10 protein-coding genes are annotated in these 13,328 nt (G+C 67.3%); 5 read left to right on the top strand and 5 right to left on the bottom strand.

Going from position 1 to position 13,328, the window contains the following annotated elements; all coding sequences use genetic code 11:
* Positions 1 to 25: 25 nt before the first annotated feature.
* From HD842_RS04800 to HD842_RS04790, 3 genes are all read right to left on the bottom strand, one after another.
* Positions 26 to 583 (bottom strand): hypothetical protein, encoded by a 558-nt coding sequence (locus HD842_RS04800; protein ID WP_183551630.1) that lies wholly within the window; start codon positions 581 to 583, stop codon positions 26 to 28.
* A complete protein-coding gene (locus HD842_RS04795) occupies positions 574 to 1,860 on the bottom strand; it encodes a hypothetical protein (RefSeq protein WP_183551627.1) in 1,287 nt (428 codons plus the stop codon). The genes HD842_RS04800 and HD842_RS04795 overlap by 10 nt, the downstream gene beginning before the upstream one ends.
* Positions 1,861 to 1,951: 91 nt before the next feature.
* Complete coding sequence (locus HD842_RS04790; protein ID WP_183551624.1) at positions 1,952 to 5,050, bottom strand: penicillin-binding transpeptidase domain-containing protein; 3,099 nt, start codon at positions 5,048 to 5,050, stop codon at positions 1,952 to 1,954.
* Positions 5,051 to 5,274: 224 nt separating this feature from the next.
* On the opposite strand from HD842_RS04790, the gene HD842_RS04785 reads away from it, so the two are divergent.
* Together HD842_RS04785 and HD842_RS04780 are read left to right on the top strand one after the other, a co-directional pair.
* Positions 5,275 to 5,511 (top strand): hypothetical protein, encoded by a 237-nt coding sequence (locus HD842_RS04785; RefSeq protein WP_183551622.1) that lies wholly within the window; start codon positions 5,275 to 5,277, stop codon positions 5,509 to 5,511.
* Between the two features lie 175 nt (positions 5,512 to 5,686).
* Entirely contained in the window at positions 5,687 to 6,271 is a 585-nt protein-coding gene (locus tag HD842_RS04780; protein WP_183551620.1) for a YXWGXW repeat-containing protein, read from the top strand.
* A 9-nt stretch (positions 6,272 to 6,280) separates the two neighbouring features.
* Here HD842_RS04780 and HD842_RS04775 read toward each other — a convergent pair whose 3' ends face one another.
* Positions 6,281 to 8,215, bottom strand: a complete 1,935-nt coding sequence (locus HD842_RS04775) for a S9 family peptidase (RefSeq protein WP_183551618.1) — start codon at positions 8,213 to 8,215, stop codon at positions 6,281 to 6,283.
* A gap of 87 nt (positions 8,216 to 8,302) precedes the next feature.
* Between HD842_RS04775 and HD842_RS04770 the strand changes: the two genes are divergently transcribed.
* The 3 genes from HD842_RS04770 (at position 8,303) to HD842_RS04760 (ending at position 10,950) form a co-directional block, all read left to right on the top strand.
* Entirely contained in the window at positions 8,303 to 8,971 is a 669-nt protein-coding gene (locus tag HD842_RS04770; RefSeq protein WP_183551616.1) for a ribonuclease HI family protein, read from the top strand.
* A complete protein-coding gene (locus HD842_RS04765; protein WP_183551614.1) occupies positions 8,965 to 9,624 on the top strand; it encodes an HD domain-containing protein in 660 nt (219 codons plus the stop codon). The genes HD842_RS04770 and HD842_RS04765 overlap by 7 nt, the downstream gene beginning before the upstream one ends.
* A 78-nt stretch (positions 9,625 to 9,702) precedes the next feature.
* Positions 9,703 to 10,950 carry a TCR/Tet family MFS transporter gene (locus tag HD842_RS04760; protein ID WP_183551612.1) on the top strand — a complete coding sequence of 416 codons (1,248 nt, stop codon included), beginning with the start codon at positions 9,703 to 9,705 and terminating at the stop codon, positions 10,948 to 10,950.
* Here HD842_RS04760 and HD842_RS04755 read toward each other — a convergent pair.
* The gene (locus HD842_RS04755; RefSeq protein WP_183551610.1) at positions 10,928 to 13,084 is read right to left on the bottom strand and encodes a TonB-dependent receptor plug domain-containing protein; all 2,157 of its coding nucleotides are present in this window, start codon (positions 13,082 to 13,084) and stop codon (positions 10,928 to 10,930) included. The genes HD842_RS04760 and HD842_RS04755 overlap by 23 nt on opposite strands.
* Positions 13,085 to 13,328 lie beyond the last annotated feature (244 nt).

The following is a 13,328-nucleotide window of genomic DNA, read 5'->3' as shown; positions in this document are numbered from 1 at the left end:
TCCTTGAGCGAATTCGGGAACTGCACTATGTGGATGGGGGCACGGGCATCACATCAAAGCGCGCCCCGTGCCGTTGAAAGTGTGAGGAAAGTGAGGCTGCAAACGGCCACGGGCCTTCGCACTCGCCGTCCGCGTCCAGGGTGCCCTGCACGATCACGCTGCCCGCACCGTCGCGCACGGCGATTGCCGCGCGCGCTGCCAGGAGTTGCGCCGCGCCCGGCGCGTCCAGATCGAGCTGCACGACCACGCCGGCTACGCCGCCCTGGTCGACGAAGTGCAGGCGCCACATCCGGTCATCCGTGCGCAGCACGTCCAGTGGTGCGCCGCTGTCGGCCGCGCGGAGCAGTCCCGCGCTGCCGGTCCAGGTCATGTGCTGCGTGCGGCGCACATCGGCCAGATGGCGCATGCGGCGCAGCGTCAAGGGCGATGCCTGCAGCGCCGCGCGTTCGCCGTGCGTCAGCGGCCGGCTGCCGTCCAATGCCTGCAGCAGGACAGCGTCGGCCAGCATCAGGCCATCGCCTTCCACGCGGCGCGCCAGCAGTGCGCCGGCTTGCAGTTTGCGATCCAGGTTCGTCATGCCCATCGTTGTTCCTCCTGTAGTCCAGCCACCTCGTTCAGGCGCAGTATCGCGGCGTCGCGCCGCTTGCGCAGGGTTGGCAGCGAGACGCCGTCGAGCAGGGCCAGTTGGCCCATCGTCGGCAATTCGCCCGTGGCGGGGTCGCACCATTCGGAAGGATAACAGTCGTCGAATGGCCCGAGCAGCTTGAGGTACACCGCAAGGCGTACCGGCAAGCTGTCCTGCGCCATCCGGCGCGCCGCCCAGCTGGCGCGGTCCTCGACCGTCGCTGCCACTACCAGGTAGTTGGGGGGAAGTGAAACGCAGGGCGCGATGGAGGTCAGTGGTGCAGTCATTGGCGCTTCGATGCCCGGCTCTGCATCCAGATCGATGTCCAGCGCTTCCTGGCGTGCTTCAAGGATCTGATCCGGGCCGGGCGTGCTGCCCTGTTCCGACTCGTTCAGCACGCGCCAGTAATCGTCGAGCCAGGCATCGGCCGCACTGGCGTCCTGCAACCAGTCGCTGTCGCGGTTGGCCGACAGCGCGTCGTACTCGCCGATTTCGCGCAGCATCGCGCCGATCTTGTCAGGGTTCGATTTGAGGCTGGCGAAGCGTTTCGAGCGCGTGTGCAACGGCCCCGGCGCGCCCGTGTGCGCTTCCAGGCTCTCGCTCCAGCGCATGATCCATTCGGGCTTGCAGTCGCCGATCGCGCGCAGCTGCCGCACTTCGATTGGCATCGCCTCGACGCTGCGGTCCAGGATCGCGCCGACCTGCGCCGCGTGTTCGCGCCAGCCCTCGAACAGGCGCGCGATGTCGTGGTACGCCGTGTCGAGCATCCGGTAGGCGTACATGCGGTTCGGGCTGCAGGGCCGGCCGCACGCCACCTGATAGTGGTCGCTGTCGACCTTGTCGCGCAACACCGCATACAGGTCATTGAATTTCTTGCGCAGCAGTGCTTCGCCGCCAGGTTGCGCCCAGAACGGGCCGATGCGCGCAGATTCGGTGGCCACGGCCGTGCACAGTGCGGCCCAGTCGGCGGGCCGCGCCTGCAATTCGTAGACAAGGCTCAGGGCCAGCTCGGCGGTGGTCTCGCCGTAGCTGTTGCCGGGGGCATGCGCCCGGCTGCCGCCTGCGTGCAGGATCGGCGCGACCGCCTCGACATACGCGGCCAGCGACCCGTCCGTATCGGCGCCCTGCAGACTGGCGGGGTCGATGCGGGCGAGCGCCTGCAGGGAACACTGACCCAGCAACTTGCGGACCTGCTCCCAGCCGTGCTCCTGATACCGGGTACCCGGTAAACGCATACCTTCCTCGTCCTCGATTTCGCTGCGCACGTGTTGCACAGTGAAATAGATGATGCCATACAACTACAGCATTCAGGCGCGATGGAGACCCCTATTTGTGCCTCTTTTCCAACGACTGCCCAGCCATGGATGCCAGCAGGGCCGCCACGACCGGCGCCGCGTGGCCACCACCCGTCAGCGCCGAGTGGCTGACAAAGGCGGCAAATGCGAGCCGGCGAGTCTGGCCCGGCAAGCTGCCCGGCTCCAGGTAACCCATGAACCAGACCGTGGCCAGATCGTCGTTGCCGACCGGCGCGGTGCCTGTCTTGCCATACAGGCCGGGGCGCAGCGCAGCGAATGCCGGGCTGCGGAATGCACCGGCCGCGGTGCCGTAATCAATCACGCCCTTCATGCCGGCGCGCACCCGGTCCAGCCGCACGCCAAGGGGTGCGCCCTGGCTCGACGCAGCGTCGCGGCCGTCGAGCGCCAGCAGCAGGCGCGGCGTCACGCTGCGCCCTTCGCCGACACTCGCGGCCACCAGCGCCATTTGCAGGGGCGTGGTCTGCATGCGCAGGCCGATCGCCATCTGGCGCAGCTCATGGCGGCTGTGGACCGGATCGAGCTGCGACGCGGACGCCGACAGCGCATCCCAGTCGCCCCAGCGATAGTCCGGCGGCAGCAAGCCGCCATCGAGCCGCAACGGCTGGCCAAAGCCCAGGCGCGCCGCCATCGCGGCCACCGGCCGCGCTGCATCGAGCGCCCCCGGCTCCAGCGCGGCGGCGCCAGGCAAGCCGCCATCGGGCTGGCCGAGCAGCGTGCGGTCACTCAGTTCACCGGTCCAAGCGAACCACGTATTAACGCTGTGCGCCATGGCGCCGGCCAGGCCCAGGCGACCGTCGGCGGCGCGCGCGCCGGTGATCTGGTCGCGAAAATTGGTGATGCGGGCGCGCGTGCCACCCGCCGGGTAGCTGGGCGCATCGGTGCGAAAGTCGTAGCCGCCAGCGCCCGCGATACGGTCGACCTGCGCCAATGGCAAGCCGCCCAGCAGCGCATCGAGCTGCTTGTCGCCGCGCGCGGCCTGCTCGAGTCCGAGCGCGGTGATCACCTTGAACGTCGAGCCGGGCGCGCGGTGGGCGCCGCCGTCGTGCTGGAATGCGGCAATCCGCAACGGGCTGCGCGCCGGGTCGGCGCGGTCGAAGTCGCGCACCTCGGCCCAGTTGTCCGGCGCAGCAGTATTTCCCCCACTCGATGCGGCGGCCAGGATGTCGCCCGTGCCGGCGTCGAGCAGCACCAGGCCGGCGCGCCGCTCGGCGGGCGCGGGCTGGGCGCCATGGCAGGCGCGCCCATCCCACTGGCCGCCCTGCTGGCCAATGCAGTCAAGTAATACCTGGGCGCGCGCTTGCAGCGTCAGATCGAGCGTCAGGCTCGCCGCATGGTCGCTCCCGCCCAGCCGTGCCAGCATGCCGGCCACGCTGCCGTCGTGCTGGCGATGCACGCCCAGCAGCGGCGCCAGGCCGGCCAGCGTCGCCTGGACCGACGGCGCACCATCCTGCCACAGAGCGTCGCCGTTGCGGTCGACCAGGCGCACCGCGGCGCCGGCGGGCTGCACGCTGCGGCTGCCAGCAGGCAGCGCCTGCCACGCGAGCACGCCCCGCTCGACCTTCAGATGGCGATAAGCCGCGTCGGCGCCGCCGGACAATCTCGCCAGGTCGAGCGGCTCGATCTCGACCTTGACCGACGTCGCGCCCGGCAGCGGCGACAGCAGCAGGTGCGCCACGGCCCCTGCATCCGGACAGGCGCGCCCGTCGCAGACGCCACGGGCCGTCACCGTGGCGCCCAGCACGCTGCGCACGCGGCCGGCAACCAGCAGCTCCAGCGGCTTGCCTTCGGCTCGTGTGCTCAGGCTCAAATTCAGGATCACGAGGCTGTCACGCCGTCCGCCTTCCCAGCCGCCGACACGGTTCCACGGCGCCCAGTCCTGCGGCAACTGCGCGAACAGGCGCATCGCCGCCAGCGGCAAGCCGGCCTCGCGCACGGCCGGGCTGCCTGCCACTGCCGCTTGCCAGACTGCCGTTGCACCGGGCCGCACGCGCCACGCCACCAGCCGCCGTTCGCTGTTGAACACGCGCACCTGTTCGCGCACGAAGGCGCCGTCGGCCCGGTAATGCAGGCGTTCGAGCAGGCGCCGGTCGCCGGCATCGAGTTGAAAATGCTGCCAGCCGGGCAGAGGCGCACGTACGGATTCGTCGGCCTGGAGCCAGACCAGCAAATCGCGCGGCGCCAGTTCGATCAAGCCGTCGCGACCCAGGCGCAGCAAGCCGCGCGCCCGCAACGCCTCGAACAGCGCCTGGTCTTCCAGGCCGGCGCCCGCGACCAGCGGCACAGTCCAGACGCCGGGACGCAAGCGCAGCGACACTGGCGCGCCGGATGCCGGGAAGGCCTGCACCAGCGCTGCCGCTGCCTTCTGTTCACCATGCTGAAAATGCTGCAGCACCAGTTCACCAGCCTGCGGGCAGGCGCCGCTCGGCTGGCGCGTGAACCGCAGCGCTTCGCCGCGCCACAGCAGCCAGCTCGTACTGCCCAGCGCGGCCTGGCCCTGGCGCGCATGCGTCGCCACCCCGCCCGTCGCGTCGCTGATCCAGCTCGCGGTTTCAAACCCTGCGTTCCAGGCGATCGCCATCCCCCCGCCCGCATTGCCCGTGATGTCGATGCGCGGCATGCTGGACCCATCGCGCGCGAGCAGCACGCTGCGTGGAGGCCCATTGCTGCTCCGCGCGAGTACGGCAGCTTCGCCAAACGGATAACCGACGCGTAGCGGCAGCAGCCGTCCGTTCGCCGGATCGAGCATCTGTGTGCACAGGTCGACCCGGACCGCCGGCCCGGCCTGCATGCCGCTCGCAATGACGAGCGCCAGCGCGCCGCGCTGCGTCAGCGACACGCCGCTGTCCGCCGGCACGACGATCTCCAGGCCCGGCGCCAGCGGCTGCAGCGCCGCCAGCGCCTGGGTGCCGGGGACGTCCTGGGCATCGTTCGGCAACGCGCGCGCGTGCAGCGCCAGCGCGACCGCGCCGCCCATCACGAGCGCCAGCGCGGCCCAGGCCCAGGCCGGACCAAGCGAAATGGTCCAGCTCCGGCGCAGATTGCGGGCGCGCCGCCGCGCCGTGCGTGACGCAGCGATGTTGCGGGTCAGGGTGGCGAAGGGGCCGGTCATGCACGAGTCCAGTCGGTAGCGTGGCGCCCATGCGCCCTTGCGCAGGACTAGCGGAGGGCTGGTGAAACCGCTGAGCGGATCGGGCCGCGCGCCTGTCTTCAGGGCCGCCCTGATGCAGCTCACCACCCGTTTTCTGCCACTCGTCGCACGCCGCTGGAAGCCGTGCGGGGACACGCCTACAGTACACACATCGACACACCACTCACCCACCAAGGAGAAGCAAAATGAACGTCCTCAAACACATGGAAGCCGTCTTCATCGCCGCCGCCCTGATCGCTGTTCCTGTCGGCTATCTGGCCAAGGTATCGGACGCGAATGCCAACGCCTTCACTGCAAGCAGCGCGGCCATCGCCAGCGGCGCCAAGGTCGCCACCGTGACCGTCACCGCCAAGCGCCTGAGCAACGCCGAGAAGTCGCAACTGCTGGCACTGGACACCGTCACCGCAGCGAGCCGGCTGTGACCGCGGTCGGTCGTCGCGGCGCTGCCCACGGGCGGCGCGCGGCGGCCAGGTGGACCGATCACGCCACCAATCACGCCACCAAACTGTGTCAGATGTAATAACTTGCTTCAAGCTTCGCGTCACCGATCCCGGATTGCTATATTCCGCTTATCCGCTTACGGATCTGGAGACGACCATGAAATCCCCCCTTATTCTTGCAGCCCTGATCGCCATTGGCGCGGCTGCCACCATCCCGCTGTCTGCACAGGCCCAGCCGCATGTCTCGGTCGTGATCAGCAACGCCCCGCCCGCCCCCATCTACGAGCGCATCCCCGGTCCGCGTCACGGCCACGTCTGGGCGCCCGGCTACTGGGAATGGCGCGGTCACCGCCATGACTGGGTACCCGGCCACTACGTCGTGGCGCGCCCCGGTTACGTGTATGCGCCGCCGAGCTGGCACCATCGCGGCAATCGCTGGGTGATGGAACCGTCGCGCTGGAATCGCGGCCCGGGCCACCACTACGGCCCGCAGCCGGTGTATGTGCGCGGCCCTGACGGCTATGATCGCGACCGCGGCTACCGGGACCACCACCGCGACCGCGATCGGCATCACGGCAACGGCCGCGGGCGCGGACCGGACTTCGACCGCGATGGCATCCCGAACTACCGTGACCGCGATCGCGACAACGACGGCATCCGCAACCGCCATGACCGCGACCGCGATGGCGACGGCGTGCGTAACCGCCACGACAGCCGGCCGGACAATCCGTATCGCCGTTAATTCACGCTGTTAATTCACGGCCTGGCGTTTCAGGTGCTTGTCCAGAAACGCCAGGATCTTCGCGCTGGCCTCGGTCTGGTTTTTCTTCTTCGAGAAACCATGGCCTTCGTCGTCGAACACGACGTACTCGACGTCGACCTTGTTCTTGCGGACCGCTTCCACGATCTCGTCGCTCTCGGGCCGGATCACACGCGCGTCGTTCGCGCCCTGGATCACCATCAGCGGCTTGATGATGCGGTGCGCGTGGAACAGCGGCGACGTCTCGACCAGAAATTCCTTGTCCTTGACCGGATCGCCAATTTCGTCATACAGCGCCTTGCGCTGCGCTTCCCAATACGGCGGAATGCTCTCGAGCGTGCGCACCCAGTTACTCACGCCAAAGATGTCGATGCCGACCTTGAATGCCTCCGGCCGGAACGCCAGCGCCGCCAGCGTCATGTAGCCGCCGTAGCTGCCGCCCATGATGCCGATGCGCTCGGGATCGATGTACGACTGGCTGGCCAGCCAGGTTTTCGCTTCGATGCAATCCCACAGCGGCTCCATGCCGTGCTTGCGATCGTCCGCGCGGAAGAACGTCTTGCCATAGCCCGAGCTTCCCCGGTTGTTGATGCCCAGGACCGCATAGCCGTGATTGACGAGGTACTGGATCTGCGCGCTGTAGCCACGCATTGTCTGCCCGCCCGGCCCACCGTGCACGTACACCACCGCCGGCACCTTGGCATTTGGCGCTGCGCCTTTCGGCTTGTAATAGATCGACGGGATCACCGTGCCGTCGAACGACTTGAAGCGCACGACTTCGGCTTCCACCAGGTCGTTCGGATCGATGGCCGGGTTCAGGCTGCGCGTGAGCTGCGTGGTCTTCTTGCTGCCAAAATCGTGCACGTACAGGTTGTTCGGCGAGCGGTCGCCATTCAGATAGAACGCCATCAGGCGGCCACTGGCCGAAAACGTCACCTGGCGCATTTCGCCGCCCGGCAGTTTTGGCAGCGTGACCGGCTTGCCGGCAGCGTCGAACACGCGCACGTCAATGCTGCCATCGCGGTTGACGATGCTGACCCGGTTCGCGCCATTGCGCGAATAGCTCGTGTCGAGCAGGTCCCAGTCGGCCTTCTCGACATCGCTCGTCGCGCCACTGGCCAGATCGTATGCGGCGATGCGCGTGAACTCGCCGCCGGCATTGGTGGTGAACAGCAGGCGTTTGGATTGCGGATCGAACGTAGCCGCCGAGTGGCTGGCCGGCGCCGTGTGCGGCGTGATGTGCTTCATCGTGCGCGTGGGCAGGTGGTACACGTAGACGTCGCTGTCGGACGTGGTGCTGGACTTGTCGAACGCGAGCCAGTTGCCATCGCGGCTGATGTCCGAGACGTTCATCCCGCTGTCGTTCTGGTACACCATCGTGCGGTCGTAGCTGCCCGCGTCGTACAGATAGATGTCGAAGAATTTCGGATCGCGCTCGTTGGTGGCGACGTAGAAGCCGCTGCCGTCGGGCTTCCAGCCGGCGAACGAGGCCTTCAGTTTGCCGGGCGTCAGGTCACGCTCCTTGCCGCCCGGTTCGAGCACGTACAGGTGATTCTGCTCGTCGCCCCCGGTGTCGCGCGTAAACAGGATGCGGTCGTCGTTGTAGAAGTAGCCCACCGCGTAGGTCGAATCACCGGTGGACGTGGTCAGCGCGCGCGGCGTGCCGCCGCCCACCGGCAGCGTGTATGCATTGAAGATGCCGGATGCGTTACTGCTGAACAGGATCTGCCGCTCGTCCTTGCTGAACGAGGCGCCGGTCACGGAGGTCGTCGCCATGAACTGCTCGATCGTGTAGCGTTTGACCTGCTTGCCCTGTTTCAGCGGTGCTTTCGCCGCAACCTGTGCGCTGACCTGCAACGGCATCGACACGGCGCCGACCAACACGGCGAACAGGGACAATTGGACTGCATGACGGGACGGACGCATCGCTTCTCCTCAGGTTGGACAGCATCGATCCAGTGTTTCAAAAGTCTTAACTTCTGTCAACGAATCAAGATCGGTTATGCTCTCGCCATGAACGACCTGAGCCTTTTGCGCGCCGCCGCATTCAAGACCGAACTGGCGGCCAGCGAGCGCCTGATGGCGCGTGCCGGCCTGAGCGAACTTGAGGCCCTCACCCGCACGCTCACGCACAGCGCCGGCCTGGCTGGCCTGGCGCACCTGCTGGCCGAACGCGAAGCGTTGCGCCTGCACGCGGCGCAGCAGTCGGCAAGGCGCGCAGCGCTGGCCAGCGCGGCGCGCACGCGGGGCGCGGGGGCCGGCAAGACGGCGTGGCGCGCCTGGTTCGACGGCTCGGCGCGTCCGAATCCCGGCCGCTGCGGCATTGGCGCCGTGCTCGAAGGCCCCGGCGGCGTGCGCGTCGCCATCTCGCACGACGCCGGCTACGGCAACAGCAGCGAAGCGGAATATCTGGCGCTGATCGCCGTGCTGGATGCCGCCGTGACGCACGGCGCACACGATGTGCTGGTGGTTGGCGACAGCCAGGTCGTGATCGACGACGTGAATGGCCCCGCCAGCGCAAGTGCGCCCAGCCTGCGTGAGTACCGCGACCGCGCCTGCGCCCTGCTCTCGCGCCTGCCGCAGGCGCAGCTGCGCTGGATCCCGCGTCACAAGAATTTAGAAGCCGATGCGCTCTCGCAGCGCGCCGTGCCGCCTCTTTTACCGGAAACATCAACATGCTAGAACGTACTCCGACCGATTTCGCCGCCTGGCGCACGCAGCTCGTCGCCCTGGCCGCGCAGGATGCCGGCACCGACGGCGCCCACGATGGCGCCCACCTCGACCGCGTCTGGCGCAACGCCCAGGCCCTGCTCGCGCACCACCCGGAAGCCGACCGCCTGGTGGTACTGGCGGCCAGCTACCTGCACGACCTGGTGAATTTGCCCAAGAACGACCCCGCGCGCAACCAGGCATCGCGCCGCTCGGCCGAACTGGCGCGCGAATTGCTCGCGCCGCTGGGCTTCCCGCCCGAGAAGCTCGACGCGGTCGCCCATGCCATCGAAGCGCACAGCTTTTCGGCGGCGATTCCTGCCACCACGATCGAGGCAAAAATCGTGCAGGACGCCGACCGTCTCGACGGTCTGGGCCTGGTGGGACTGGCGCGCATGTTCTACATCGCGGGGCGCATGGAAAGCGGCCTGGCGCATCCGACCGATCCGCTGGGCGACGAGCGCGCGCACGACGATCGCCGCTACGCGCTCGACCACATCGTCGTCAAGCTCGACAAGCTGCCGGACATGATGCAGACGGAGGCCGCGCGCGCCGTGGGCCGCGAACGCCTTGAACAGCTGATGACGTTCCGCGCGCAGTTCGCCGCCGAGTGGAGCGGCGCCTGACGGTTGCTATCGGTTGTTATGGGCATGCAGGCGTTGCCGCAATGCTAAGATAGGCGACCGCCAACCGCCGAGGTGTCCATGACCAGTACGACCACCGTGCCGCAAGCGTCCAGCGGCAACCTCAATTTCGTGCTGGTCTGCGTGTTCATCGACATGCTCGGCATTGGCCTGATCGTGCCTGTGCTGCCGCTGCTGGTCGGGCAGTTTGTCGAAGGACCCGACATGCGCGCGCTCTGGTATGGCGTGCTGGCCACCGTGTTCGGCCTGCTGCAATTCCTGTTCATGCCGGCGCTGGGCGCGCTGAGCGACCGTGTCGGCCGGCGCCCCGTGCTGCTGTATTCGATGGGCGGCATGTGCCTGAATTTCCTCGTCACGGCCTGGGCGCCCAGCCTGGCCTGGCTATTTCTCGGACGCGTGATCGGCGGCATGTCGTCGGCCAGCATGTCGGTGGCGTCAGCCTACGCATCCGACATCTCGACCCGCGAAAACCGCGCCAAGAGCTTCGGCAAGATCGGCGCCGCCTTCGGCCTGGGCTTCATCTGCGGCCCTATGCTCGGCGGCGTGCTTGGCGAAACCAACCTGCACCTGCCGTTCTACGTCGCCGCTGCGCTCTCTGGCGCGAACCTCGTGTACGGCTACTTCTTCGTGCCCGAGTCGCTGGCGCCGGGCGCGCGCCCGCCATTCGCATGGGCGCGCCTGAACCCGTTCACGGCGCTGATGCGCCTCGTGCGGCGCCAGGACATCCGCGGTCTCGTCGTCGCCGTGTTCCTGGCCACCTTCGCCCAGATGATGCTGCAATCGACCTGGGTGCTGTACACCACCTTCCGCTTCGACTGGACGCCGCGCGACAACGGCATCGCCCTCTTTTGCGTGGGCCTGACGTCGGTCATCGTGCAGGCCGGGCTGCTGGGCGTCCTGATCCGGCGCTATGGCGAACCGCGCCTGGCCCTCCTGGGCCTGGGCTCCGGCGCCATGGCGTATGCCGCTTACGGCCTGGCCACCGAAGGCTGGATGATGTACGTCTTCATCATGTGCAATGTGCTCGCCTACGCCGCCGGCCCGGCGCTGCAGGGGCTCGTCTCGAAATCCTCACCGCCCGAGCAACAGGGCGAGCTGATGGGCTCCCTGCAAGCGATCGGCAGCCTCGCCGTCATCATCACCCCGCTGCTGGGCACCGGCATCCTCAGCGCCGTCAGCCACTTGCCGCAATCGGACTGGCGCGTCGGCAGCAGCTTCTACCTGTGCGCCTTCATGCAATTGCTGGCACTGATCGTGGCCTGGCGCTACTTCAAGGGCCACCACGTCAAAACGCCAGCTGATACGTGAGCGTGGCGCGCAGCGGGCCGGTGAAGTAGAAACGACGTTTTTCCAGGCCCGTCACCGGGTCGGCGTACGACGGTTCGAAGCCTTCGTTTTCGCGCAGCAGATTGGCCAGCGACAGCCGCAGGAGGCGCTTCGCATCGATGCGCCAGGCGGCGTACGCATCCAGGTCAGTGCGCGGCGCGGTGTAGTAACCGCGATTGGCCGTGACGCGCACCATGCCATTGCGCTTGTGCGCCACGCTGCTGCCCAGTGTCAGCGCGCCCCTTCGGTAATCGATCCCCAGGTTGGCCGACAGTGGCGTTTGCCGTTCGAGACGGTTATCGGGGCCGGGCACGGATTTGACGCGCGACCAGTGGCGCGCCACGCCCGCCCGCACGTCGATCTCCGGCGCATCCGCAAACAGGGACTTGAGCGGAAACTTCGTTTCCAGTTCCACTGTGCGGGTCTCGGCGCGGCCGTCGTTCACCGGTGTGAAGATCCAGCGGTATCCGTCAAAATAGATGCGGTTGCTCGTGTAGTCGTCAATGCGGCGCAGCGAGGTGGCGAGCGACACCATCGCGTTCTCGGCCCAGTAATGCTCGTAAGCGGCGTCGACGCCCCACGCCAGTTCGGGCTTGAGGTTCGGATTGCCCTGGAAGTCGGCCTCGGTGGCGCTGTTGTTTTCGAACGCCTGGCGCCGCGGCAGCAGGTTCCACAAGTCCGGCTCCTTGTAGGTGCGCGTGAGTGCAAAGCGTACCTGGTCGCCCTTGCGGCCCGGGATCTTCCACAAGGTCTGCATGACCGGGCTCCAGACCCCGGAACCGGAGCGGGTCGAGGCAAACGAATTGCCGGAAGCGCGCGTGCGGATGCCCTCCCAGCGCAGGCCCAGGTACATCGACCAGTGCGGCGTGATGTCCCACTCGTCCTGGGCATACATGACCAACCGGGTCACGCGCGCCTCGAACGTTTCGTCCAGCGCCAGCCCGGACGGAAACGTGCGCACGCGATCCTGTTCGATGCGCGTCTCGTCGCGCCACGTGACGCTGCCGTCCCAGCCAGTGGCAAAGGCGTGACCGCTGCCGAGCTTGCGCATCGCCTTGCCGGTCGAATTGATGCCGCGGTCACGCCGCGCACCGTCGATACGGCCATCGGTCTCGGGATTGCCGGCCGCGTCGCGCCCATCGCGCAAACTCACATTCTCGCTGCGCTCACCCGTCAGGCCAAGCTTGGCTTCGATGCTGGCGCCGGACGGGAAGCCCCTGCTCCAGCGCAGGTCGGTGCGCGCGGTTTCGTCATCGGCGCGGTAATGCGAGACCAGGTCGGGCGCAGGTGGCGGGCCGCCGATCAGCGTGGTGACAAGGGCATGGCCACGGTTGCGAAACCGGGTCACGTTCACAAACGTTTCGGACGTGATCTTGTCGCCGCCAGCCAGTGTCCACTCCAGGCGCGGCGTCAGGTTCAGGCGTCGCATGCGGCCACGTTCATCGGTCGCCGTCGTGCGCAGCAAGTCGAGGGCGCCGTCGGTTCCCGTGTTCTCCAGCACCATCCCATTGACGCGATCGAGCCGTTCGCTCACGCCATCGCCGGCCAGCGACCAGGCGAAGCCCTCGCGCCGGTCGCTCAGTTGCAGGGACGCGTTCGGCCCACTGAACACATCCGAACCGAGCATGCCCAGCTTGAGTTCGCGCTCCCGCGTCTTGGCCACGTGGCGCAGGACGATGTTAACCGTGCCGGCCACCGCCTGCGTCGACAGGTCTGCAGTCGCGGCGCGCAGTACTTCGATGCGCTCGACCACCTCGGGCGACAGTGTGTCGAAGCTGAAGTTGCCGGGCGCCCGTTCGCCGTTAATCAGTACCTGCGTATAGCCGGCGCCCAGGCCACGCAGCTGGATCGTTCCGCCCTGGCCACTGCTGCCGTCGATCGTCACACCGGGTACGCGCCGCAGCGCATCCAGGATCGAGCGATCACCGTAGCGCGTGAGTTCGTCGCGCTTGATGACGATGCGGGTGGCGGTATCGTCGCGACGCGCGTCGTAGCCGGCAGCGCTGCCCCGGATATCCACTTGCGACATGCCAGGTTCAGTCTGGGCAGTTGCCGATATCGGCAGGCTTGCAGCGATCAACAGAGACACGGTGTAGTGCGTTGGCAGATTCGTCACGGCGGCTTCTCCAGGTTATTGAACAGGCCGGGCCAGAATATGCCACTTCGTAGCAGAATGTAAACGTAAAAATAGACATTTTTTATTCGACTGTAGTGCACCCTATATTGCTAGCTCATGGAACTTATAGATAACAGGGAAGCGCATACTTGCACTGTCCGCCATCCCCCGGCTACCTGCGGTACACTCGCCTCAACAGTGTTAAAAGCGGCAACAGAATTTCCGTCTGACATGCCCAGCTATA

It is taken from the genome of Massilia aurea (genome assembly GCF_014200505.1).
In the GTDB taxonomy this organism is placed as follows: domain Bacteria; phylum Pseudomonadota; class Gammaproteobacteria; order Burkholderiales; family Burkholderiaceae_D; genus Telluria; species Telluria aurea_B.
This window is presented reverse-complemented; position numbering and strand designations above follow the sequence as displayed.